The organism is Pseudomonas sp. St386, assembly GCF_018325865.1.
In the GTDB taxonomy this organism is placed as follows: Bacteria; Pseudomonadota; Gammaproteobacteria; order Pseudomonadales; family Pseudomonadaceae; genus Aquipseudomonas; species Aquipseudomonas brassicacearum.
This window is the reverse complement of record NZ_AP021900.1, coordinates 2,239,056-2,262,077: the sequence shown is the minus strand read 5'-3', so window position 1 is coordinate 2,262,077 and position 23,022 is coordinate 2,239,056. Positions and strand designations below refer to the sequence as shown.

Sequence of the window (23,022 nt, the reverse complement as noted above, 5' to 3'; positions counted from 1 at the left end):
CTTCATGTCCAGAAACGGTCCTTTCGCGCTGCTGTTTCACGCCCTGGTGGTGGTCTTCATGCTCGCGCCGCTGGTGGTGGTCTGCCTCGTCGCCTTCACCCCGGAAAACACCTTGAGCCTGCCGACCACGACGTTTTCCCTGCGCTGGTTTCGCGCCGTGTTCGAACGCGCGGACTTTGTCGATGCGTTCTACAACAGCCTGGTCCTGGCGTTCAGCGCGGCCTCGCTGGCGACGTTGATCGCGGTGCCGGCGGCCCTCGCGATTACCCGGTTCGAGTTCCCCGGCCGGGACTTCTTCAACGGCCTGTTCCTGTCGCCGATCATCATTCCGCACCTGGTGCTGGGGGTCGCATTGCTGCGCCTGTTTGCGCTGATGGGCGTGAACGGCAGCTTTGCCTGGCTGATCTTCGCCCACGTGCTGGTGATCACGCCCTATGTGTTGCGCCTGGTGCTGGCCTCGGCCATCGGCCTGGACCGCAGCGCCGAACAGGCCGCGCAATCGCTGGGGGCGGGGCGCTTCACGCTGTTCCGGCAAATCACCTTGCCGATGATCCTGCCGGGGGTAGCCGGGGGCTGGCTGCTGGCGTTCATCAACAGTTTCGATGAAGTCACCCTGTCGATCTTCGTCACCTCGCCGGCCACGCAAACCTTGCCGGTGCGCATGTACGTGTACGCCACCGAATCCATCGACCCGATGATGGCGGCGGTTTCGGCACTGGTCATCGCGCTCACCGCGCTGACCATGATTCTGCTCGACCGGGTCTATGGCCTGGATCGGGTCCTGGTAGGCAAACAATGAGGACACCATGGCGCTGCTGAAACGACTGGCCGAAGGCGACCGCCCGGCCCTGGACTTTACCCTCGACGGCCAGCCTGCCACCGGCCTGCTGGGGGACACGCTGCTGACCGCCGTGCTGACCTGCAGCGAACACCTGCGCGGCAGCGACTTCAGCGCCGAACCCCGGGCCGGTTTCTGCCTGATGGGCGCCTGCCAGGACTGCTGGGTCCGCCTGGGCGACGGCCGCCGCGTACGCGCCTGCTCGACCCTGCTCGAAGCCGGCCAGCACATCAGCCGCGAACCGGGGCGTCAGGTATGAACACTGTCGACTGGCCTGGCCTCATCGCGAGCAAGCTCGCTCCCACAGGGGAACTGCGGCGCGCACAAGAGCCGCATCCACCACAGACCCCTTGTGGGAGCGAGCTTGCTCGCGATGACGGCTTCAAGCACAGCACAAATCCCCCGGCCCGGCCAATGAGGTGGCAATGAAACCTATAGCCATCATCGGCGCCGGCCCCGCCGGTATCCGTGCCGCGCAGACATTGGTCGCCCACGGCCTATACCCGATCCTGCTGGACGAAGCCGCCCGCGGTGGCGGGCAGATCTATCGGCGCCAACCGGCCAACTTCAAGCGCTCGCCAGGCAAGCTCTATGGCTTCGAAGCGCACAAGGCCAACGCCATCCACCAGACGCTCGACGCATTGCGCGAACAGCTCGATTACCGTCCCGACACCCTGGTGTGGAACGCCGAAGCCGGCCTGCTCGATACCCTGCATGAAGGCCGCGCCGACCGCCTCGAGTACGCCAGCATAATCGTCGCAACCGGCGCCACCGACCGGATCCTGCCGGTACCCGGGTGGACTCTGCCCGGGGTGTACAGCCTGGGCGCGGCGCAGATCGCCCTGAAGTTCCAGGGGTGCGCCATCGGTGAGCGGGTGGTGTTCGCCGGCAGCGGCCCCTTGCTGTATCTGGTGGCCTATCAATACGCCCGGGCCGGCGCCAACGTGGTCGCGGTCCTCGACAGTTCGCCCTTTAGCGCCCAGGTCCGTGCCCTGCCCGGCCTGCTCGCACAACCGGCCACCCTCGCCAAAGGCCTCTATTATCGCGCCTGGCTGACCGCCCATGGCATCGCCGTGCACCAAGGCGCGAGCCTGTCGCATCTCGACGGCGAACACCGAGTGCAGTCGCTGAAATGGCGCAACGCCAATGGCGAACACACCCTCGACTGCGACGCGGTGGCCTTCGCCCACGGCTTGCGCAGTGAAACCCAGCTGGCCGACCTGCTGGGTTGCGAGTTTTCCTGGAACGCCCTCAACCGCGTCTGGCTGCCACGACGGGATCGCTCTGGTCGCAGCAGCGTGCCGGGGATCTATCTGGCCGGTGACGGCGCCGGCATCATGGGCGCCGACGCCGCTGAGATGGCCGGTGAACGGGCGGCCCTCGCCTTGCTCGAAGACATTGGTTATCTGATCGACCCGCAGCGTTGCACTCAGTTGGAACAATCCCTCGAACGTATCGGCCATTTCCGAGAGGGCCTGGAACGTGCGTTTGCCTTTCCTGAAGAGTGGGCCGCAGACGCTGTCGATGACCTGATGATTTGCCGCTGCGAAGAAGTCAGCGCCGGCGACATTCGCCGGGTGGTGGGCGAAGGCCATTGGGAGATCAATCGGGTCAAGGCGCATTGCCGGGTCGGCATGGGCCGTTGCCAGGGACGAATGTGCGGTGCCGCCGCAGCGGAAATCATTGCCCGCGAAAGTGGCCGCACCGTGTCCAGCATCGGCCGCTTGCGGGCCCAGGCGCCGATCAAGCCCGTACCGTTCGGCCTGGAGGTCGAGCCATGATCGAAGTGGATGCAGTGATCATTGGCGGCGGCATCGTCGGCGCCTCGGCCGCATTGTTCCTGAGCAAGGCCGGACGCCGGGTGGCGTTGCTGGAGCGCGACTTCTGCGGCTCGCATTCCAGCGGCGTGAACTACGGCGGTGTGCGCCGCCAGGGCCGGCCGCTGTCGCAATTGCCCTTGTCGCAACGGGCCCATGAGATCTGGAGCCAGTTGCCACAGTTGATCGGCATCGACGGTGAGTACCAGCGCAGCGGTCATCTGAAGCTGGCCCGCAGCGCGGAAGATCTGCAAGCGTTGCACGACTATGCCGCCGCCAGCCAAGGCTTTGGCCTGAATCTGCAACTGCTTGATCGCAAGGCGCTGCGCGGCCGTTTTCCGTGGGTCGGCGCCGTTGCGGTCGGGGCGTCGCTGTGCCCGGACGACGGCCATGCCAATCCGCGCCTGGTATCGCCAGCCTTTGCCCAGGCCGCTCGCCGGCATGGCGCGCAAGTCCACGAACAATGCGCCGTCAGCAACGTTGTGCACGACGGCCAGCGCTTTGTCGTACACACCGCAACGGGCCTGACGTACCACGCGCCCTGGCTGCTGAACTGCGCCGGTGCCTGGGCGAGCCAGTTCGCCGCGCAATTCGGCGAAGCGGTGCCGATGCACGCCGGGCACCCAGCGATGCTGGTCACCGAACCCTTGCCTTTGGTCATGGACGCCAGCACTGGCGTCGAGGGCGGCGGTATCTATGCCCGCCAAGTCTCGCGCGGCAATTGCGTGCTGGGCGGCGGGCAGGGTTTTGCCTTGGACGCTGCACGCGCCCGACCCGGCCAGAGCGCAGTGCTGGAAATCCTGCGCCAGGCCGTCGAGCTCTACCCGTTTTTGGAGGGCGCCCAGGCGATTCGTACCTGGAGCGGCACCGAAGGTTACCTGCCAGATCGCCAACCGGTGATCGGCCACAGCAGCACCCAGCCTGGTCTGTTGCACGCATTCGGCTTTGCCGGCGCGGGCTTCCAGATCGGCCCGGCGGTGGGCCAGGCGCTCACCGAGATCATCTGCAGCGGGGCTTCGACCACGCCGCTGGATGCGTTTTCCATCACCCGGTTTCACTCCATCTCCGTTGCTTGATAGAGGAAGGTCGCGCCAATGAATAACGTCAAACGCAGTGCACTGTTCGGTTTCTGCTCGCTGGGTTCCGCTTGCCTGGGCGCCCTGCTCCCGGTCACCCAGGCGTTGGCCGAGCCGACGCTCTACCTGGGCATGAACGGCGGAACGATGGAGCGGCTCTATGCCGACAAGGTCTTGCCGGCTTTCGAGAAAGCCAACAACGTCAAAGTGGTCATCGTACCCGGCACCTCCGCCGACATCCTCGCCAAAGTCCAGGCCAGCAAAGGCAACCCGCAGATGCATGTGATGTTCCTCGATGACGGCATCATGTATCGCGCCATCGCCATGGGCCTGTGCGACAAGCTCGAGGACAGCCCGCCCCTGGCGCAGATCCCGGCCAAGGGGCGCATCAAGGATCAGGCCGTGGCCGTCAGCCTCGGGGTGACGGGGTTGGCCTACAACACCCGGCTTTTCAAGGAAAAGGGCTGGAATACGCCCACCTCATGGATGGACCTGGCCGATCCACGCTTCAAGGACAAAGTGGTGTTCCAGTCGATGGCCTCATCCACGTTCGGCCTGCACGGCTTTTTGATGTTCAACCGGATCCAGGGCGGCAGCGAAACCGACGTCGAACCGGGCTTCAAGGCCTGGCCGAACACGGTGGGGCGCAACGTGCTGGAGTACATCCCGAGCTCGGCGAAGATATCCGAAATGCTGCAGACCGACGAAGCCGCGCTGTTCCCACTGACGCCAACCCAGGTGACCGCATTGAAAATCAAGGGCATGCCGGTCGAATATGCCCAGCCGAAGGAAGGCGCCGTGGTCCTAAACGTCGCCGAATGTGCCATCGCCCAGAATACCCAACCGGAACTGGCGCAAAAGCTCGCGGCTTTCCTGCTGACCCCGCAAGCCCAGGCCATCGCCCTGGAAGAAGGCGACCAGATCCCGTCCAACCCCAACACCCCGACCACCGACAAGACTCGCGGTCAGGTGGAGGCGATGAAGCAATACCTGGAAACGGCGATTGCCGTGGATTGGGATCAGGTCAACGAACAACGCCCGGCCTGGAACGCCCGCTGGAACCGCAGCATCGAGCGCTAGAGCGATCGACTGTGGCGAGGGAAGCAACACTGTTGTGGGAAAAACTGTTGTGAAAAATTGCTGTGGGAGCAAGGCTTGCCCGCGATGCAGGCGCCTCGTCTTCTCAGAGACCGCGCCGTCTTCATCGCGGGCAAGCCTTGCTCCCACAGATAAATCCCCTCGCCACAGGGTGTTGTACTGAGCTGATTATTGGTTAACTGTCTGGCTACGGGCGCCAGCCCCTCCCCTTGATCAACAGCGGCCCCCTCCATGCACACCCTCGCCCAACTACGCGCCGGCCAGCTCTCCGGCATTACCCGGCTGGACCTGGCCTGCGGCTTGACGGAATTTCCCCGGGAAATCTTCGACCTGGCCGATTCCCTCGAAATTCTCAACCTCAGCGGCAATCAGTTGGACACGCTGCCCGACGACCTGCATCGGCTGACTCGCCTGCGCGTGCTGTTCTGCTCGGACAACCGCTTCACAGAACTGCCCGAATGCCTGGGCCGTTGCAGCGCCTTGACCATGGTCGGTTTCAAGGCCAACCGCATCACGCACGTCACGGGCGCCGCATTGCCGCCACTGCTGCGCTGGCTGATCCTGACCGACAACTGCGTCAGCCAATTGCCGGATGAACTGGGCCAACGCCCCTATCTGCAAAAACTGATGCTGGCCGGCAACCGTTTGCAGCAGTTGCCGGCGAGCCTGGGCCTGTGTCATCGCCTCGAACTGCTACGCATCGCCGCCAACCAACTGAGCGAACTGCCGCAATGGCTGCTCACGTTGCCGAGTCTCAGTTGGCTGGCCTACGCCGGCAACCCGCTGGAAGCCCAGGCAGAGGCGGCGGCCCTGAATACCACGACGCCTATCGACTGGTCGCATCTGGAACTGCAGCAACAACTGGGCGAAGGCGCGTCGGGGGTGATTCATCAAGCGCTCTGGCAGGCGCCCGGCCAGGTGGCACGAAAGGTCGCAGTGAAGCTGTACAAAGGGCAGATGACCAGCGATGGCTCGCCCCTGCATGAGATGCATGCCTGCATCACTGCCGGTCGACACCCGAACCTGATTGAGGTGTTGGGCCAGGTTGCCGGGCACCCCGAGCAACAGGCCGGGCTGGTGATGGCGCTGATCGAACCCAGCTACCGTAACCTCGCCGGACTGCCGAGCCTGGCGTCGTGCAGCCGCGACGTCTATGCCGATGAACTGCGCCTGAGCGCTCCGGCGGCCCTGCGCATCGCCCATGGCATCGCCTCGGTGGCGGCGCACCTGCACCGCCAGGGCATCACCCACGGGGATCTCTACGGGCACAATATTCTGTGCGATGACCAGGGCGATTGTCTGCTGGGGGATTTTGGCGCGGCGTCGTTCCACGCCACCACGGACAACGTGCAAACCCGCGCACTGCAACGCATCGAAGTGCGGGCCTTCGGGATTTTGCTGGGGGAATTGCTGGCGCGGATCGAACCGGGGCTCAGCGCTGAGGAGCTTGCAGGGTTGCAGGATCTGCAGGTGCGCTGCTGTCAGTCAGATGTACTGGCGCGGCCGGGGTTCGATGAGATTGAAAGGTTGCTGAGCGACTTCAAACACATCGACTAAACCAGCCCCCCAAACTAACAAACACACTACTTATTGTGGCGAGGGGATTTATCTGTGGGAGCAAGGCTTGCCCGCGATGCGGACACCTCGTTTTCTCAGAGACCGCGTCGTCTTCATCGCGGGCAAGCCTTGCTCCCACAGAGTGAACCGCACCCTGGGATAAATTCCCTCGTCACAGGGGTGTACTGCTTAACCGGCCAACCCGACAAACATGTCCTGCACGTCATCGTGGTTGTCGAGGCCTTCGAGGAAGGCTTCGACTTCAGCCATCTGCTCGTCGGTCAGGCCACTGACCGGGTTTTTCGGCTGGTAGCCCAGCTTGGCCGACAACACGGTGAAGCCCTGCTCCGGCAAGGCCTTCTGGACGGCATCGAGATCGGCAGGATCGGTGAGGAACAAAGTCGCACCCTCTTCGCCCGGCTCGAAATCCTGGGCACCGGCCTCGATGGCGGCCATTTCCGGATCGGCGTCCGGGCTGTCCGGCGCGGCTTCGATCATGCCGACATGGTTGAAGTCCCACGCCACCGAACCCGAGGCGCCGAGTTGGCCCTTGCGGAACGCGACGCGAATTTCGGCAACGGTACGGTTGATGTTATCGGTCACGCATTCAACGATCAGCGGTACCTGGTGCGGTGCGAACCCTTCGTAGGTGACGCGGTGGTATTGCACGGTTTCACCGAGCTGGCCAGAACCTTTCTTGATCGCACGTTCCAGGGTCTCGCGGGGCATCGAGGCCTTCTTCGCCTGTTCGACCACCAGTCGCAAGTGCGCGTTGGTAGCGGTATCAGCGCCGTTGCGTGCGGCAATGGTGATTTCCTTCACCAATTTGCCGAAGATCTTGCCCTTGGCGTTGGCAGCCGCTTCTTTGTGTTTAACCTTCCACTGTGCGCCCATTACTCACTCTCTTGTCTGACGCGCCGAGACATCTGCCGGCCGGCGCTGTGGCGCAAGTTTATACGGCCTAAACCGGCTGATCGACCAAAAAATTCACCCCGCCGGATCGACATTTTCACAGCGTGTTGTAGGGCATTTCTGAAATAGCGACTCACAAGCACCGTTTCCCCCCGCAGTTTCGTACCCTCTGCGCCTCTCTTCCCGCCAGTAGGAGCTGCGATGCGCAACGACACGGAAAGTCCCTTCAGCCTGACGCTCACGCAAAGCGACTTGCAACTGCAAGTCTTGCGGTTCAATGGCCGCGAAGCCCTCAACCAGCCATACCGCTTTGACCTCGAACTGATCGGCCTGGCCCCGCCGATAGATCCTGAGCTGATCTTGGGGCATCCGGCTTTCCTGCGCCTTGACGGCGAATCGGGCGTCCATGGGATTGTCCACAGCGTTAGCCTGAGTACCCTGGCGCCGCGGCGCATCGGCTATCGCCTGACGTTGGTCCCCTACCTCCAGCAACTGGAGCAAGGTCCGCGGCGCCGGGTTTTCCATCGGCTCAGCGTGGTGCAGGTGCTGCAACGGCTGCTGGAAGAACACGCGCTACCCGTCGACAGTTACCGTTTCGAACTGCCCCATGGGCAGTATCCATGTCGCCCGTTTTGCATACAGTACGACGAAAGCGACCTGACCCTCCTGCAAAGGCTGTGCGAGGAAGAAGGCATTCATTACCACTTCGAACACGCTCCCCAGGGTCATGCCCTGGTGTTTGCCGAAGACCCGAAGAGCTTTCCCGCGCGCCCCGTCGAACTGCCCCTGCGTCCGAACGACAGCCAGCTACCGGCCGCCAAACGCTTGTATTTGCGTCACCATCCGATGATGCCTGGCCTGCCCGTCGGGTTCAGTGACCGGGCCCCGCCCGAAGCCAACGCCTCGGCGGCGAATCAACCTCTTGAGCGGATCGATCACAAAGCCATGCGCGACAACCCGGCCTTGGCACACCGTTACCAGGCCGGTCGCCGCCACCTTGAACGGCTGCGCTGCCGGCAACGGGAAATCCATGGCCACAGTACCCAACCGGTCCTGCACGGTGGCAACATCGTGCAGATCTGCGAACACCCGGTTGCAGCCTTCAACGATCAATGGCTGATCACCGAGGTCCAGCACCGCGGACGGCAGTTTTCGATCCTGGAACCGGACGTGCCCGCCGCACCTTCGTCCCGTGACTACCGCAACCGGTTCACCGCCATTCCCTGGTCCACCGCGTTCAGGCCAGCCCTCAAGCATGCCAAGCCCTGCATCCCCGGGTACCACCTGGCCCATGTACTCGGCCGCGCCGGCCAGCCGGCCAGCCCCGATGAACGTGGCCAGGTGCGTGTCAGCCTATGGACGCCGGACCAGGACGGCATCACGCTGCCCGTATCGCGGCTGACGCTGGATGGCAGCCCCAACCTGATGGCCGGCAGCGAAGTGCTGGTGAGTTTTCTCGATGGCGACCCTGATCGACCGGTGCTGTGCCCAGGGGCTGTCGATACCGGCGCAGACCATACCGCCACGCGCCCGAAATCGCCCCGTGGCAATCATGATGCGGGGCTGCTGTTGGACTGGCTGCTGAATCCGCCGGACTTCACGCCCTGACTCAACCCTGTAACTTCATGCCGGCAAAACTGATCTGGCTCATGCAAACCCAGCGAAACGGGCTTACAGTAAACGGATAACGCCGCTCTAGACGGCGCTCTACCCTGATCGTTGGAGATACCTGCAATGCCCTGGAAAAACTCAGAAAGCCGCTACAGTACCGTCACGGTAACCTTGCATTGGCTGATGCTGGTTCTGCTGGCCGTGGTTTATGCCTGCATCGAGTTCCGAGGGATTTTCCCCAAGGGCAGTGGCGGCCGGACCCTGATCAAGGAAGCACACTTCATGCTCGGCCTGACGGTGTTCCTGCTGGTCTGGCTACGCCTGTTCGCCCGCAGCATGGGTAAGGCACCGGCGATTTTCCCGGCGTCACCTGCATGGCAAACCGTTCTCGCTCGCCTGATGCACTGGGCGCTGTACCTGTTCATGATCGCCATGCCGCTGCTGGGCTGGCTGATCACCAGCGCCGAAGGGCATCAGGTGATGTTCTATGGTTTCGATCTGCCCTTGCTCATCGATCAGGACAAGGAATTTGCCAAGCAGCTGGAAGGTTGGCATGTGCTGGGCGGCACTATCGGCTATTGGTTGATTGGCCTGCATGCCTTGGCGGGGCTGTACCACCACTATGTGGTACGGGACAACACGCTGCTGCGGATGATGCCCAAGCGCGGCTGATCGCCGTTACTCGAACCCTCGGCGGCCTTGCAAACCGCCGGTGTGGACGAAGATCAAACGGGTGCCTGGGGCAAACCCTCCGGCCTCGACCCGTGCTCTAAGCAACATCAAGGCTTTGCCGGTGTACAACGGCTCCAGTTCGATGGCCGCCGTGCTGTCGATGAACGCGGTGAGTTCAGCATCGACCCGGGCGAAACCGCCACGGCTGCCGTCGAACAATTCATAAAGTGGACTGCAAAGCCCCGCCTCCCCCACGATGCGTTCGACTTGCTGCGCCACGCCATGGTCCTGGGGCACCGCCAGCACGCCATAGACCGGGCGCTGTCCCGCTTCGGCCAGCACCAGCCCGGCCAACGACGTACCGGTGCCGCAGGCCAGCCACCAACCGTGAAAATCCGCCCATCCCAACGTCGCCAGTTGTTCACGGACACTGGCTGCCCATACCTGGCAGCCTTGTGCGCCGGGTAATCCTGAACCGCCCTCGGGCACCGGATGCAAATGTGGATAGCGGATCTGCCACGGCGCCCAGAAACCCGGCGCGTGTCGCTCTCGGTACCCGCCATACCCCAACCAGTGCAGGTCCATGCCAAACGCTTTCAGGTCGCGCACCGTCGGCGTGTCCTGGGGCTGACCACGCAACAGCCCCGCCGTGGGAAACCCGAAGCGCTTGCCCGCCGCCGCCAACGCATGCAAATGGTTGGAATAGGCCCCGCCCAGGCTCATGACCCCCTCGGCACCGGCCTCATGGGCGGCGCGCAAATGATGGACCAGCTTGAACCACTTGTTGCCGCTGATCAGTGGATCGATCCGGTCCAGGCGCAACACCGCCACCTCAACACCGGCACGGGCGAGCCAGTCCAGGTGAAGGGGTTCGAGTCGGGGTTGGGGATGCCAATCGAGGGCGGGAAGCAGCATGGCAGCGGGCCCGAGGGGAAACAGGCCGGCATCTTAACAGCTTGGCAGCGGGTGATTTCAGGTTCACCACATCCCCTGTGGGAGCGAGCTTGCTCGCGATGGCGGTTAGTCAGCAGCATGAATGTTGACTGACCTGCGGCTATCGCGAGCAAGCTCGCTCCCACAAGGGTTTTCCTGGGGCGCTGCCTTACAACTGCGCCGCCAACCGCGAACCCTGGTTGATCGCCCGCTTGGCGTCCAGTTCCGCCGCCACGTCGGCACCGCCGATCAGATGAACCTTCTGCCCCGCCGCCTCCAAGCCTTCCTGCAATTCACGCAGCGGATCCTGGCCGGCGCAGATCACGATGTTGTCCACGGCCAGCACTTGCGGCTCACCGGTTTCGCCGATGCTAATGTGCAGGCCCTCGTCGTCGATCTTCAGGTATTCGACGCTGTTGAGCATCTGCACCTGCTTGTTCTTCAGGCCCGTGCGGTGAATCCAGCCGGTGGTCTTGCCCAGGCCGTCACCGACCTTGGATGTCTTGCGTTGCAGCAGGAACACCTGGCGCGCCGGCGCATGAGGTTCGGCCTTGATCCCGGCCACGCCGCCGCGAGCCTCGAGGTGGGTGTCGATGCCCCACTCCTTCCAGAACGCCTCGCGGTCCTGGCTGGTGGCAACGCCTTGATGAACCAGGAACTCCGACACGTCGAAGCCGATACCGCCGGCACCGATCACCGCGACACTGCGGCCCACCGGCTTGCGCTCGAGGATCACGTCCAGGTAGCTCAACACCTTGGCATGCTCCACGCCAGGAATCGCCGGCACGCGCGGTGCGATGCCGGTGGCGAGGATGATCTCGTCATAACCGCCAGCCACCAATTGCGCCACATCCACCCGGGTGTCGAGGCACAGCTCGACATGGCTGGTCTGCAATTTGCGCTTGAAGTAGCGCAGGGTTTCGAAAAACTCTTCCTTGCCCGGCACGCGCTTGGCAATGTTGAACTGACCACCGATTTCACTGGCCGAATCGAACAGCGTCACCTGGTGCCCACGCTCGGCCGCCACCGTGGCAGCGGACAACCCGGCCGGGCCGGCACCGACCACGGCGATTTTCTTCACCTGGGTCACCGGCAGGTAGTTCAGCTCGGTTTCGTGGCAGGCCCGCGGGTTGACCAGGCAACTGGTGAGCTTGCCGCCAAAGGTGTGGTCCAGGCACGCCTGGTTGCAGCCGATGCAGGTGTTGATTTCATCGCCGCGACCGGCAGCGGCCTTGTTGACGAACTCCGGATCGGCCAGGAACGGCCGGGCCATGGAGACCATGTCGGCATCGCCTTCGGCCAGGATCTGCTCGGCCACTTCCGGGGTGTTGATGCGGTTGGTGGTGATCAGCGGGATGCTGACCGAACCACGCAGCTTGGCCGTGACCTTGCTGAACGCGGCGCGCGGAACCTTGGTGGCGATGGTGGGAATTCGCGCTTCGTGCCAACCGATACCGGTGTTGATAATCGTCGCGCCAGCCTGCTCGATGGCCTTGGCCAACTGGACGATTTCGTCCCAGGAACTGCCACCTTCCACCAGATCGAGCATCGACAGGCGAAAGATGATGATGAAATTCGGGCCTACCGCCTCGCGCACTCGACGGACGATTTCCACCGGCAGGCGCATGCGGTTTTCATAGCTGCCGCCCCAACGGTCGGTACGGTGGTTGGTGTGGGCCGCCAGGAACTGGTTAATGAAATAACCTTCCGAGCCCATGATCTCGACGCCGTCGTATTCGGCCTTCTGGGCCAGTACCGAGCAGGTGACGAAATCGCTGATCTGTTTCTCGATACCCTCCTCGTCCAGCTCCTTGGGCTTGAATGGGTTGATCGGTGCCTGGATCGCGCTCGGTGCCACCTGCTTGGGGCTGTAGGCGTAGCGCCCGGCATGGAGAATCTGCATGCAGATCTTGCCACCGGCCTCGTGTACGGCCCGGGTAACGATCTGGTGCTTGAGCGCTTCTTCTTCGGTGGTCAGCTTGGCCGCGCCGGAGTAGACACCACCCTCGTCGTTCGGTCCGATCCCGCCGGTGACCATCAGACCCACGCCGCCCCGGGCGCGCTCGGCAAAATACGCCGCCATACGCTCGAAGCCGCCGGGTTTCTCTTCCAGGCCGGTGTGCATCGAGCCCATCAGGGTACGGTTGCGCAAGGTGGTGAAACCCAGGTCCAGCGGGGCCAGCAGATGCGGGTAATGAGAGGCGGTCATCGGTAACTCCACAACGGGCGATCACGGGGAAAAGCGCAAGCTCTGCGGCCTGCGTCTGTCATGACCCACAGCGTAAGAGTCGGGATGCGGGCACTCAATGACCGTAACTGACAACTTAATGATCCAAATGTGCAGGGTGCCGATCAGTCGTGCGTGACTCTCGGCGGGGTGAGCCAGTCCTATCAACGCTGGCCCAGGTGCTGAAACCAAAAATAACCCTAATAACATGGTGCTCATTGCATGCATCCCCAACGAAAAATGCTGCACAACGAGTTGCACGCCCGCCCGTCGCTGTATTTCGACGAGCCGGCCCACGTCTTCCACCTGGCGTTTCTTGGCGACAATGCCCAGTGCAACGCGTTGCTCGAACGACTGTGCCCTGAAACCGTCGCAGCAGAGGCCGCACAAGGCATCACCCGCCTTGAAGGACATCCGCTCAAGTGGGAGCGCCACGCCGAGTTCTTCACCCTGACCCTGGTTGTTCCCGCCAGCACCAATGAACTGCACTGGACAACGCTGCCCGAATGCCTTGCCCAGGGTATCGAAGGCCATTCCCAGCACCTCATCAATGCGGTTCAGGTGGTGGTGCGCGCCGAAGCCGGTCTCGACCTGCCCAGCTACGGTTTCAAGGACCCTTGCGGCTCTTGCGTGGGCGGTGGCGATGCGGTGGTCTGGAGCGATTTTCGCCTGACCGAGGATGGCACCAATCGCCTGCTGTTCATCAACCGACGGCTCAACGCTTATCGCCAGGGCCGCATGATCCGGCGCCTGCTGGAAATCGAGACCTATCGCATGATGGCGTCCTTGTCGCTCAATACCGCCAAGGCACTGGACCCGCAACTGAACGAATTCGATCGCACCCTGGTGAGCCTGTCCGAACGCAACGCCAATGCCAGCGGCGTGCATGCCAAGGCCCTGCTGGAGGACATCGCCCTGCTGTCTCGCCAGGTCGTCAGTAGCACGGTCAAGAATCGCCACCGTTTCAGCGCCACCCGCGCCTACGCCCAACTGGTGTTCGAGCGCCTGGGGGAGTTGCGCGAAAGTCACCTGGGCGATTGCCAGCGGCTGGGCGTGTTCATCGAACGGCGTTTCAAACCCACGGTGCGTTATTGCGCAGCCACCGAACAGCGCCTTGAACAACTGGCCATGAGCGTCGCCAACCTGGGTGACCTGCTGCAAGCCCGCGTACAAGTCGAGATGGAAGACCAGAACGCCGAGATCCTGCGCAGCCTCAATGCGCGTGCCGATGCACAGATCAAGATCCAGCGCGCGGTGGAAGGTCTGTCGATCATTGCCATCACCTACTACCTGATCAACCTGTTCAAACTGGTCTATAGCGGGCTGCACACCTTGGGCGCAAACCTCTCGGCCCGCGAAGCGCTGGTGGGCATGACGCCACCGGTGCTGCTGATCATGTTGCTGATTCTGATCCGGATCCGGAAAGCCAAAAGTCACTAGCGCGCCTTGCCAGCGTAGAGGGTGTCCCAAGATTCCTGGACACCCTCTGTGTGTGCTTACCGTGCGTACAAATCAGCGCCCGCCCTTCGCTAATCCCTTATTTTACCGTACCCTGCCCCGTAGCTCTTGATGAAAAATCACGAACCTGCACACGGCCGCTGACTGTTCCCCCATGCGCAAATTTCTGTACCTGCTGTTTTCCTTGGCCTTGATTGCCGCTCTGATCACCTACGCACTGTGGACGACGGATCGTCCGGCGGGTCATTACCTGTCAGACCTGCGCATCAGCCTGGCGGTCGACCAGGGCACGCCCGCCGACCGCGGCAACCTGCTGGGCATCCAACCCGAACTGTTCCCCACCGACTACCAGAGCCCCGAGCGCCTGCATCGCAAACTGGCGGCCTATCTGCAGACGGCTCGCGACCAGGGCTTTCTCAATGCCAAGACCGTGGTGGTCCTGCCCGAGCACATCGGCACCTGGCTGATGGTCGGCGGCGAAAAAGACGAGTTGTACCAGGCCACCAGCCTGAAGGACGCCATGAACTGGCTGGCGGTCAGCAATCCGCTGGCGTTTATCCAGGCATTGGTCAGCGCTCAAGGCGATAGCCGACTGGACGATGCCTACCTGCGCATGAAAGCCGAGCGCATGGCCCATGACTATCAAGCACTGTTCGGTGGGCTGGCCAAGGAGTTCGGTATCACCCTGGTGGCCGGCTCCATCGTGCTTCCCGAGCCCAGTGTCAGCGACGGTGAACTGAAGATCGGTCGCGGTGCGCTGTACAACAGCAGCCTGGTGTTCGGCAGCGATGGCCGGCCGATCGGCCAGCCACAACGCCAACGACATCCAGTGTTTGAACAGCGCGACGTGCTTGGGGCCGACCGACCGACCGCTGTCCAAGTCATCGACACCCCCGCCGGGCGCCTGGGCGTGCTGATCGGCAGCGACAGTTGGTATCCGCTCCACTACCGGCAACTCAACGACCAGGGCGCGCAACTGATTGCCGTGCCCGCCTTCATCACCGGTCGCGATACGTGGGAAAAACCCTGGAGCGGTTATAAAGGCCTGTCCACGCCGAGCGAGGTGAGCCTCAAGCCCGGTGAAGTGAGCGAGGGCCAAGCCTGGCATCGCCTGACACTGACCGGCCAATTGCCCATCAGCCAGGCCCGGGCCGGCGTCAGCGTGTTCCTGCGGGGCCAGTTCTGGGACAGCGGCAGTGCCGGCCAGAGTTTCATCAGCCACGACGGCCAACACTTCTCCGATGGCAACGCCCGTGGCGCCCGCCTGCTGAACCTGTGGTTGTGAACATGAAACCGCGGCCGATGCGCCTGGGCGACCTGTCAGTGGGCTTCGTCCATAGCCTGGCTGACGCCGTCGCCAGCCATGGGCAAGACCCTCAACCTTTGCTCGAACAGTACGGTCTCGATGCCGCGCGCCTGGCCGAGCCCGGGGCAAGGCTGTCGATCCCACGCTACATGCGCCTGGGCCACGCCGCGATTCAACAGACCCAGGACCCGGCCTTGGGCCTGCGCATGGGCCAACTCGGCCGTCTGAGCCAGGCCGGACTCGCGGGCGTCACCGCGGCCCAGGCGCCAACCGTGCGCGAGGCCGCCCGCTGCATGATCCGCTTCGAGCCGCTGTATGGCTCCAACTATCGCGGCCAATCGAGTTTCCATGAAGATGCCCGAGGCGCTTGGCTACGGTTCTATTCCATCAGCCCGTATAACGCCTACAACCGCTTTGTCGTGGACTCGATCATTGCCGGCTGGCTTGCGCAACTGTCCAGCGTCAGCGGCATCGCGCTGCGGCCAGAACGCATCGAAATCGAATTCGAGGAGCCGGCATACCTGGAGGCCTACCGCACGCTCGGTGACTGCCCGATCCAATTTGGCGCCGAACAGAATCAACTGCGCCTGGGCCTGGACAGCCTCGCCCAGCGCAACCCACAGCATTGCCCCAGCACCTGGCACCATCTGCTTCAGTTGTGTGAACGGGAACTGGAACAACTGACCCGCACCCGCAGCCTGCGCGAGCGCATCATCCAACTGCTGGGACCGTTGCTCAACGGCGGCCGGGAACCCGACCTGGAAGAAGTGGCGGCCCGCCTGAAGCTGCCGACCTGGACCCTGCGTCGCAAGCTGGCCGAGGAAGGCACGCAGTTTCGCGCCATCCTCAACGACACCCGCCGCGACCTGGCCATGACCTACATACGCGATACCGAACTGGCGTTCGGCGAAATCGCTTATCTATTGGGATTCGCCTCAGCCGAGGCATTTCAACGAGCCTTCAAGCGCTGGAACAACCAGACGCCCGGAGAGTTTCGTCGTAGTCACCGAGGGGTTTGAGCTTCAAGAACCTGGCTTGGCGCTTACCACTTGTAGCGTGTAGCGATCCTCACAACTCCGTCGCATCTTCGGCGGGTTCCAACGGGTCCAGTTCATACGCCTGGTATTCCAGCAGCTCTTCCTGATAATCATCCATTACGTGTCCTTCCCCTGTCATTGAAACCAATGCCTGATGGCGCTGGCATCAGCATAAAGCTGCTTTATGAACAAAACATGAAGCAAAGGCTTCATGAATTAAACGTAGCACAGGGTCGGGAAATTACCGTGTGAAGTGTGACAGGGCATTACTCCCTGCCACTGGACCTCAGGATGCCGGAAGCGGCTGGATCGGCTCGGTCGGGGCCGGCAACGAACTGGACGGTGGTGGTGTAACGGTTTCCGTCGTCGGCGCAGACTCGAACGACTCGGGCGCAATCGGTGCAGGCTCGCTCGGCGGTGCGACGGGCTCCGACACCGTAGGAGCTGTTTCGACAGGGGCCGGCGCGGGCGCGGGGGCGACAGGCTCCGGTGCAGGCGCTGGAGCAGGCATCAGGGCGGCCGGTTCGACCTTGGTTTCCGGAATGCCCAGTTCAGCTTTTGGTTTCTCGGCGTTGTCGGCCGCTTTCTTCGCCTCGGGAGGCAGGAACAGCTCCACCAGGGCAAAGAAGCGCTCATAGAACTTGGCCGCCGACACGGTTTCACTGGCGACCTTGACCATCGAATCATCCGAGGAGCCGATCGGCATCGACACCGAACCCAGCACGCCCACACCCAGGCTGGCGGAGTTGTTGGTTTTCTTCAGGGCATAACGGTCCTGCAAGGCGTTGGCGAACATGGTCGCACGGTGTCCGGCACCGCCGTCCTCGGCACAGACCAGGTTGAAACTGATTTCCATGTGAGTGTCGCCGGTCTGCTGGAAACTCTTGTGACCGCTGACCAGCTTCGGATCGCTGCTGGTGATGATGTAGCCCTGGCTGAGCAACGCCCGACGCCCGGCCTCGCAGGTCGCCGCGTCGTTAACCGGATATGTGCGCGAGAACGTGCCGGAGTCATCGAAGTTCTCGTGCTCGTAAATGGCGGCTTTCTTCGACGAGCAACCGGCTGCGGCGGCCAGCACCAGTGCAAGCCCGACGGTGCGCATGGGAAATGATTTGAACATTGAACATCCTGAGAAAAACGGTCCGGGGCGTATTGTGCAACAGAACGCGACCTGGCAGCGTGGCTAATCTTGTTTCAAGGGGGTTACAAGTTTACTGGGGGTTGTTTGCAGGAAAAAGACGCCAAGCGGATAGATCGACGAACACCCGCCCCGAGCAACAAGCAGACACAAAAAAATCCGGGATTTAGCTTAATCCTGTTCAGTTGCGCCGTTAATGAAGATTTTGATATCACGTTCAGAGCGGCGTAGTTCAGTGTGTATATCCATTTCTGCGGTAATGGATCTACTCACAAAACCCAAGCCAAAAAAAACGACGCTCCCCATTTCTGAAGAAGCGCCGTTTTTTCTAACTGAACAGCATCACAACCAGGTTTGAAAAAGCATCAAGCAATTAGAAACGCTTGATCTCCGCCTGGCTCTCCAACTGCTTGCGATACGCCGCAAAGTCCTGCTGACCAACACGGGACGCGAGGTAGCGGCGATATTCCGCCTTCTCTTCGTCAGTCGGTGCCGCCGCTTCGTTCACGCCATTCAAACGCACGACCATCAGGCTGCCATCAGGCAAGGTCACGCTGGTGAACGTCGGCTTGTCCTTGGACTCAGGCTTGGGCATGCGGAACAATGCTTGCAGCACCGCCGGGTCGATGCCTTCCTGGTTGCGGGTTGCCGCCTGGGTGGCTTTCCAGCCTTGGCCGTCGACCGGCTTGTCCAGTGCAACCTTGCCATCGCGCAGGCTGGCGATCAGCTCGTCGGCGCGGGTCTTGGCTGCCGCGCTGGCGTGTTCCTTGGTCAATTGAGCACGAATCGGCCCTGCCACGCTTTCCAGCGGCAGTTGCTCAGGCTTGCGGTGCTCCTTGGCACGCAGCACCACGACGGTTTCCGGGTCCAGCTCGATGGCGGTGCTGTTGGCCCCCTCATTCAGCACTTCCGGACTGAACGCAGCAGTAACTACGGCACGATTGGCCGCAATCCCTTCGCCGCCTTCACGACCGAACGGGGCCGATGTGTGGACGGTCAGCTTCAGGTCCTGGGCGGGTTGCGCCAGGTCGGACGCTTCGAACGAGGCATCCTCCAGTTGCTTGGTCGCCTCAACGAAACGCTGCTCCACCTGTTGAGTCTTCAGCTCGCGGGTCAGCTTGTCCTTGAGGCTGGCAAACGTAGGCACTTCAGGCGCTTCGACACCCAGCAGCTTGATCAGGTGCAGACCGAAATCGGTGCGTACCGGTGCCGAGACCTGGTCCTTGTTCAAGGCGTACAAGGCCTTTTCAAATTCCGGATCGTAGACACCAGGACCGGCGTAGCCCAGATCGCCGCCATTGTTAGCCGAACCCGGGTCCTGGGAAAACTCCTTCGCCAACGCTTCAAACGACTCGCCTTTGGCCAGGCGAGCCTGGATCTCTTCGATCTTCGCCTTGGCCTGGGCTTCGGTCACCTTGTCGTTCACTTCGATCAGGATGTGCGCAGCCCGACGCTGTTCGGACAGGTTGGCGATTTCTTTCTGATAGGCCGCCTGCAAGTCTTCGTCCTTGACGCTGACCTGATCGAAGAAAGAGGCCTTCTTCAGTTCGAGGTAATCGATGACCACCTGGTCAGGCGTCATGAATTCCTTGGCGTGCTGGTCGTAGTAAGCCTTGACCTCATCATCGGTCAGCTTGACGGAGGCAGGATCAGCCTTGATGTTCAAGGTGGCGAAATCACGCGTCTGTTTTTCCAGGCGTGCAAATGCCAGCACTTGGGCATCGGTGACGAAACCGCTGCCTGCCAGGCCGGCGCGCAGCTGACCGATCAGCATTTCCTGAGCCAGCATCTGGCGGAACTGCATACGGCTGTAACCCAGCTGGCGGATCACCTGATCGAAACGCTCGGGGCTGAATTTGCCATCGACCTGGAACTCAGGCGTCTGCAGGATCACTTGATCAAGCGCAGCTTCGGAGAAAGCGAATTTCGCATCGTGTGCGCCTTGCAACAACAACTTGCGGTCGATCAGGCCCTTGAGCGCCGAATCACGCAGCATTTTTTCGTCCAGCAGGGAGGCGTCGAAATCCTTGCCCAGCTGTTGCATGAGCTGACGGCGTTGCATATCGACCGCCTGGCTCAGCTCGTTCTGGCTGATGTTTTCGCCGTTGACCTTGGCCGCTTCGTTGCTGTTGGTAGTGGCTTTGAAAATGGCATCGAAACCGGTCAACGCCATCAATGCGACGATGACCCCGATGATGGTCTTGGCAATCCAGCCTTGTGAATTGTCCCTGATATTCTGCAGCATGCGTCCCCCAGAAACGGTTGAACTTCAAATTTAGGCAACCGTGGAGCGTGGGTAGAATCCGGATAGAAGAAAGGCGCATCCGAGGATGCGCCTTCTCGTAACTGGCGGAGCGGACCGGGCTCTAACCTTCAAGCCCTGGTGTGCCAGACCGGTTGCAACCGGCCGTGTTACCGCTCCGCTGCCAAGCCAGGCATGACCCCGACCCGGATAAACTCAACGAAACCTTAGTTAACGGCTTCTTTCAGTGCTTTACCAGCTTTGAAGCCTGGCTTTTTGGCAGCAGCGATTTCCAGCGTCTTACCGGTCTGCGGGTTGCGACCGATACGAGCAGGACGATCGGTCACGGAGAAGGTACCGAAACCAACCAGAACAACGGAGTCGCCAGCCTTCAGAGCGCCAGTGACGGATTCGATTACAGCGTCCAGCGCACGGCCAGCAGCAGCTTTCGGGATATCAGCGGATGCAGCGATAGCATCAATCAGTTCCGACTTGTTCACTCTAAGTCCCCTTATATCTATTTGAGATGATTCTAAGTTTTTTTGGTGAAAGCAAAACGAGTGCTGAATGGCCTGCAGACACTTAAGAGCCGCTTTATAACAAGGGCTCTAAAAAACTGTCAAGGAAGCCCCCCAGGCAAATGCGTATTAATGCGTGCTAATTCTTTCCTTAGAGTCAGACTCTCGCTTTTCTTCCTTCGCGACAATCTCCGGAGCCACATCCGGCAAGGGCTCCGGCGCGTATTGCAGCGCAATTTGCAGGACCTCGTCAATCCATTTAACGGGTTTGATCTGAAGATCTTGCTTGATGTTGTCAGGAATTTCCTTCAGGTCGCGGACATTCTCTTCGGGAATGATCACGATCTTGATCCCACCACGGTGTGCCGCCAGCAGTTTTTCCTTCAGGCCGCCAATCGCCAGGACCTGGCCGCGCAGCGTGATTTCACCCGTCATGGCGACGTCGGCACGCACCGGGATACCGGTCAATGCCGAGACCAGGGCCGTGCACATGCCTACACCAGCGCTTGGGCCGTCCTTGGGCGTAGCCCCTTCAGGCATGTGGATATGCGTGTCGCGCTTCTCATGGAAGTCCAGGGGAATGCCCAGGCTCCGGGCGCGGCTGCGAACCACCGTCAGCGCAGCGGTGATCGATTCGACCATCACGTCGCCCAGGGAACCGGTCTTGATCAGTTGCCCCTTGCCCGGCACCACGGCCGCTTCGATGGTCAGCAACTCACCACCGACCTGGGTCCAGGCCAGGCCAGTCACCTGGCCGATCTGATCCTGTTGCTCGGCGAGGCCGTAGCGGAACTTGCGTACGCCCAGGAAGTGCTCCAGCAGGTCCGCAGTGACTTTGACCGCGAAGCGTTTTTCCAGCGCATGTTCCTTGACCGCCTTGCGGCAGACCTTGGCAATCTGCCGTTCCAGGCCACGTACACCGGCTTCGCGGGTGTAGTAGCGGATGATGTCGCGAATCGCTTCCTCGTCGAATTCCAGCTCGCCTTTTTTCAGGCCGTTGGCCTGGATCTGCTTGGGCGAAAGGTATTTCACGGCGATGTTGATCTTCTCGTCCTCGGTGTAGCCCGGAAGACGAATCACCTCCATCCGGTCCAGCAACGCCGGCGGAATATTCATGGAGTTGGAGGTGCAGAGGAACATCACATCCGACAGGTCGTAGTCGACCTCCAGGTAGTGATCGTTGAAGTTGTGATTCTGCTCAGGATCGAGGACTTCGAGCAACGCAGAGGCGGGATCGCCGCGCATGTCGCTACCCATCTTGTCGATTTCGTCCAAAAGGAACAGCGGATTGCGCACGCCGACCTTTGTCATCTTTTGAATCAATCTTCCTGGCATCGAACCGATGTAGGTACGGCGATGCCCCCGAATTTCCGCCTCATCGCGCACGCCGCCAAGAGCCATGCGTACGAATTTGCGGTTGGTCGCGTGGGCAATCGACTCCGCAAGGGAGGTTTTACCGACCCCAGGAGGACCGACCAGGCACAGGACCGGGCCACGAATCTTCTTCACGCGCTTCTGCACGGCGAGGTATTCAAGGATACGCTCCTTGACCTCTTCCAGGCCGTAATGGTCGGCGTCGAGGATGTCTTCGGCACGCGCCAGGTCCAGACGCACCTTGCTCTGGGCTTTCCACGGCACCTGGACCAACCAGTCGATGTAGGAGCGCACTACGGTGGCCTCAGCAGACATCGGCGACATTTGCTTGAGCTTGTTCAGCTCAGCCTGGGCCTTGGCCAGTGCATCCTTGGGCAAGCCGGCGGCATCGATGCGCTTTTTCAGCTCTTCGATTTCGTTGTGGCCTTCGTCACCATCGCCCAGCTCTTTCTGAATGGCCTTCATCTGCTCATTCAGGTAGTACTCGCGCTGGCTGCGCTCCATCTGTTTCTTGACGCGACCGCGAATGCGCTTCTCGACCTGCAACAGATCGATTTCGCCGTCGAGCAGTGCCAGCACGTGTTCGACACGGGCCGACAAATCAATGATTTCGAGAATTTCCTGCTTCTGCTCGATCTTGAGGGCCATATGGGCCGCCATCGTATCGACCAGTCGCCCAGGCTCATCGATGCTGTTAAGCGACGACAGGACCTCTGCAGGCACCTTCTTGCCCAGTTGCACGTATTGTTCGAACTGCGACAGCAGGCTGCGGACAAACACCTCTGACTCACGCTCGGGCGCATCGACCTCTTCGATCAGCGACACCTCGGCCCGGCAATGGCCGTCCACTTCGCTGAAACGCTCGATAGCACCGCGCTGCTCGCCTTCGACCAGGACCTTGACGGTGCCGTCGGGCAGCTTGAGCAATTGCAGAACCGTTGCAATCGTACCTACGCGATACAGTGCGTCTTCGCCGGGATCATCATCGGCCGGGTTTCTCTGAGCCAGCAAAAGAATCTGCTTGTCACCCGCCATCGCAGCCTCAAGGGCTTCGATGGACTTCTCGCGCCCCACGAACAGCGGGATAACCATGTGCGGATACACCACGACATCGCGCAATGGCAGGAGAGGCAATTCGATGGTTGTCTTCATGATTTCGCCTCTACGGCGGCCCTCGGGCCGGAAACAGATGGAAGTAAGCTTGAAAC

At 61.6% G+C, this 23,022-nt stretch carries 18 protein-coding genes; 11 read left to right on the top strand and 7 right to left on the bottom strand.

What is annotated here, in order from left to right:
- The first annotated feature begins 4 nt into the window (after positions 1 to 4).
- The 6 genes from KI235_RS09970 to KI235_RS09945 all read left to right on the top strand — a co-directional run bounded on the left by KI235_RS09970 (position 5) and on the right by KI235_RS09945 (position 6,386).
- Positions 5 to 799: an ABC transporter permease gene (locus KI235_RS09970; protein ID WP_003199966.1), complete on the top strand. Its 795-nt coding sequence runs from the start codon at positions 5 to 7 to the stop codon at positions 797 to 799.
- Between the two features lie 7 nt (positions 800 to 806).
- On the top strand, positions 807 to 1,097 hold the full coding sequence (locus KI235_RS09965) for a (2Fe-2S)-binding protein (protein WP_003199964.1): 291 nt from the start codon (positions 807 to 809) through the stop codon (positions 1,095 to 1,097).
- 166 nt (positions 1,098 to 1,263) lie between these two features.
- Positions 1,264 to 2,619 (top strand): FAD/NAD(P)-binding oxidoreductase, encoded by a 1,356-nt coding sequence (locus KI235_RS09960; RefSeq protein WP_013692657.1) that lies wholly within the window; start codon positions 1,264 to 1,266, stop codon positions 2,617 to 2,619.
- The gene (locus tag KI235_RS09955) at positions 2,616 to 3,731 is read left to right on the top strand and encodes an FAD-dependent oxidoreductase (RefSeq protein WP_013692656.1); all 1,116 of its coding nucleotides are present in this window, start codon (positions 2,616 to 2,618) and stop codon (positions 3,729 to 3,731) included. Before KI235_RS09960 ends, KI235_RS09955 begins: the two co-directional genes overlap by 4 nt.
- An 18-nt stretch (positions 3,732 to 3,749) precedes the next feature.
- Positions 3,750 to 4,811 carry an ABC transporter substrate-binding protein gene (locus KI235_RS09950; protein WP_003199958.1) on the top strand — a complete coding sequence of 354 codons (1,062 nt, stop codon included), beginning with the start codon at positions 3,750 to 3,752 and terminating at the stop codon, positions 4,809 to 4,811.
- 249 nt (positions 4,812 to 5,060) lie between these two features.
- The gene (locus tag KI235_RS09945) at positions 5,061 to 6,386 is read left to right on the top strand and encodes a leucine-rich repeat-containing protein kinase family protein (RefSeq protein ID WP_003199956.1); all 1,326 of its coding nucleotides are present in this window, start codon (positions 5,061 to 5,063) and stop codon (positions 6,384 to 6,386) included.
- 189 nt (positions 6,387 to 6,575) lie between these two features.
- On the opposite strand, the gene KI235_RS09940 is transcribed toward KI235_RS09945, so the two are convergent.
- Complete coding sequence (locus KI235_RS09940) at positions 6,576 to 7,280, bottom strand: YebC/PmpR family DNA-binding transcriptional regulator (RefSeq protein WP_003199952.1); 705 nt, start codon at positions 7,278 to 7,280, stop codon at positions 6,576 to 6,578.
- Positions 7,281 to 7,499: 219 nt separating this feature from the next.
- Here KI235_RS09940 and tssI point away from each other — a divergent pair, with 219 nt between their 5' ends.
- Complete coding sequence (tssI, locus tag KI235_RS09935; protein ID WP_038857185.1) at positions 7,500 to 8,906, top strand: type VI secretion system tip protein TssI/VgrG; 1,407 nt, start codon at positions 7,500 to 7,502, stop codon at positions 8,904 to 8,906.
- Positions 8,907 to 9,032: 126 nt separating this feature from the next.
- The gene (locus KI235_RS09930) at positions 9,033 to 9,581 is read left to right on the top strand and encodes a cytochrome b (RefSeq protein WP_003199949.1); all 549 of its coding nucleotides are present in this window, start codon (positions 9,033 to 9,035) and stop codon (positions 9,579 to 9,581) included.
- A gap of 6 nt (positions 9,582 to 9,587) precedes the next feature.
- Here the strand turns inward: KI235_RS09930 and KI235_RS09925 are convergent, their stop codons facing one another.
- Positions 9,588 to 10,496, bottom strand: a complete 909-nt coding sequence (locus KI235_RS09925) for a pyridoxal-phosphate dependent enzyme (protein ID WP_003199948.1) — start codon at positions 10,494 to 10,496, stop codon at positions 9,588 to 9,590.
- Positions 10,497 to 10,683: 187 nt separating this feature from the next.
- Positions 10,684 to 12,723 carry an NADPH-dependent 2,4-dienoyl-CoA reductase gene (locus KI235_RS09920; protein ID WP_212795660.1) on the bottom strand — a complete coding sequence of 680 codons (2,040 nt, stop codon included), beginning with the start codon at positions 12,721 to 12,723 and terminating at the stop codon, positions 10,684 to 10,686.
- A gap of 240 nt (positions 12,724 to 12,963) precedes the next feature.
- Between KI235_RS09920 and KI235_RS09915 the strand changes: the two genes are divergently transcribed.
- From KI235_RS09915 to KI235_RS09905, 3 genes are all read left to right on the top strand, one after another.
- Entirely contained in the window at positions 12,964 to 14,181 is a 1,218-nt protein-coding gene (locus tag KI235_RS09915) for a DUF3422 domain-containing protein (protein WP_013692652.1), read from the top strand.
- 172 nt (positions 14,182 to 14,353) lie between these two features.
- Positions 14,354 to 15,484 carry a carbon-nitrogen hydrolase family protein gene (locus tag KI235_RS09910; protein ID WP_003199939.1) on the top strand — a complete coding sequence of 377 codons (1,131 nt, stop codon included), beginning with the start codon at positions 14,354 to 14,356 and terminating at the stop codon, positions 15,482 to 15,484.
- Between the two features lie 2 nt (positions 15,485 to 15,486).
- Positions 15,487 to 16,524, top strand: coding sequence for an AraC family transcriptional regulator (locus KI235_RS09905; RefSeq protein ID WP_003199937.1), 1,038 nt, complete (start codon positions 15,487 to 15,489; stop codon positions 16,522 to 16,524).
- Between the two features lie 304 nt (positions 16,525 to 16,828).
- On the opposite strand, the gene KI235_RS09900 is transcribed toward KI235_RS09905, so the two are convergent.
- From KI235_RS09900 to lon, 4 genes are all read right to left on the bottom strand, one after another.
- Positions 16,829 to 17,662, bottom strand: a complete 834-nt coding sequence (locus tag KI235_RS09900) for a DUF2242 domain-containing protein (RefSeq protein ID WP_003199930.1) — start codon at positions 17,660 to 17,662, stop codon at positions 16,829 to 16,831.
- Positions 17,663 to 18,053: 391 nt separating this feature from the next.
- The gene (locus KI235_RS09895) at positions 18,054 to 19,925 is read right to left on the bottom strand and encodes a SurA N-terminal domain-containing protein (RefSeq protein WP_003199929.1); all 1,872 of its coding nucleotides are present in this window, start codon (positions 19,923 to 19,925) and stop codon (positions 18,054 to 18,056) included.
- A 224-nt stretch (positions 19,926 to 20,149) separates the two neighbouring features.
- Complete coding sequence (locus KI235_RS09890; RefSeq protein ID WP_002552737.1) at positions 20,150 to 20,422, bottom strand: HU family DNA-binding protein; 273 nt, start codon at positions 20,420 to 20,422, stop codon at positions 20,150 to 20,152.
- Positions 20,423 to 20,569: 147 nt separating this feature from the next.
- The gene (gene lon / locus KI235_RS09885; protein WP_003199864.1) at positions 20,570 to 22,966 is read right to left on the bottom strand and encodes an endopeptidase La; all 2,397 of its coding nucleotides are present in this window, start codon (positions 22,964 to 22,966) and stop codon (positions 20,570 to 20,572) included.
- Positions 22,967 to 23,022 lie beyond the last annotated feature (56 nt).

What these genes read in the sequence shown, in the direction of transcription:
- KI235_RS09955 (WP_013692656.1), top strand. Translation starts at nt 2,616, where the DNA reads ATGATCGAAGTGGATGCAGTGATCATTGGCGGCGGCATCGTCGGCGCC.
- KI235_RS09970 (WP_003199966.1), top strand. Translation starts at nt 5, where the DNA reads ATGTCCAGAAACGGTCCTTTCGCGCTGCTGTTTCACGCCCTGGTGGTG.
- KI235_RS09915 (WP_013692652.1), top strand. Translation starts at nt 12,964, where the DNA reads ATGCATCCCCAACGAAAAATGCTGCACAACGAGTTGCACGCCCGCCCG.
- KI235_RS09905 (WP_003199937.1), top strand. Translation starts at nt 15,487, where the DNA reads ATGAAACCGCGGCCGATGCGCCTGGGCGACCTGTCAGTGGGCTTCGTC.
- KI235_RS09965 (WP_003199964.1), top strand. Translation starts at nt 807, where the DNA reads ATGGCGCTGCTGAAACGACTGGCCGAAGGCGACCGCCCGGCCCTGGAC.
- KI235_RS09895 (WP_003199929.1), bottom strand. Translation starts at nt 19,925, where the DNA reads ATGCTGCAGAATATCAGGGACAATTCACAAGGCTGGATTGCCAAGACC.
- KI235_RS09900 (WP_003199930.1), bottom strand. Translation starts at nt 17,662, where the DNA reads ATGTTCAAATCATTTCCCATGCGCACCGTCGGGCTTGCACTGGTGCTG.
- KI235_RS09910 (WP_003199939.1), top strand. Translation starts at nt 14,354, where the DNA reads ATGCGCAAATTTCTGTACCTGCTGTTTTCCTTGGCCTTGATTGCCGCT.
- lon (WP_003199864.1), bottom strand. Translation starts at nt 22,966, where the DNA reads ATGAAGACAACCATCGAATTGCCTCTCCTGCCATTGCGCGATGTCGTG.
- KI235_RS09930 (WP_003199949.1), top strand. Translation starts at nt 9,033, where the DNA reads ATGCCCTGGAAAAACTCAGAAAGCCGCTACAGTACCGTCACGGTAACC.
- KI235_RS09940 (WP_003199952.1), bottom strand. Translation starts at nt 7,280, where the DNA reads ATGGGCGCACAGTGGAAGGTTAAACACAAAGAAGCGGCTGCCAACGCC.
- KI235_RS09950 (WP_003199958.1), top strand. Translation starts at nt 3,750, where the DNA reads ATGAATAACGTCAAACGCAGTGCACTGTTCGGTTTCTGCTCGCTGGGT.
- KI235_RS09960 (WP_013692657.1), top strand. Translation starts at nt 1,264, where the DNA reads ATGAAACCTATAGCCATCATCGGCGCCGGCCCCGCCGGTATCCGTGCC.
- KI235_RS09920 (WP_212795660.1), bottom strand. Translation starts at nt 12,723, where the DNA reads ATGACCGCCTCTCATTACCCGCATCTGCTGGCCCCGCTGGACCTGGGT.
- KI235_RS09925 (WP_003199948.1), bottom strand. Translation starts at nt 10,496, where the DNA reads ATGCTGCTTCCCGCCCTCGATTGGCATCCCCAACCCCGACTCGAACCC.
- tssI (WP_038857185.1), top strand. Translation starts at nt 7,500, where the DNA reads ATGCGCAACGACACGGAAAGTCCCTTCAGCCTGACGCTCACGCAAAGC.
- KI235_RS09945 (WP_003199956.1), top strand. Translation starts at nt 5,061, where the DNA reads ATGCACACCCTCGCCCAACTACGCGCCGGCCAGCTCTCCGGCATTACC.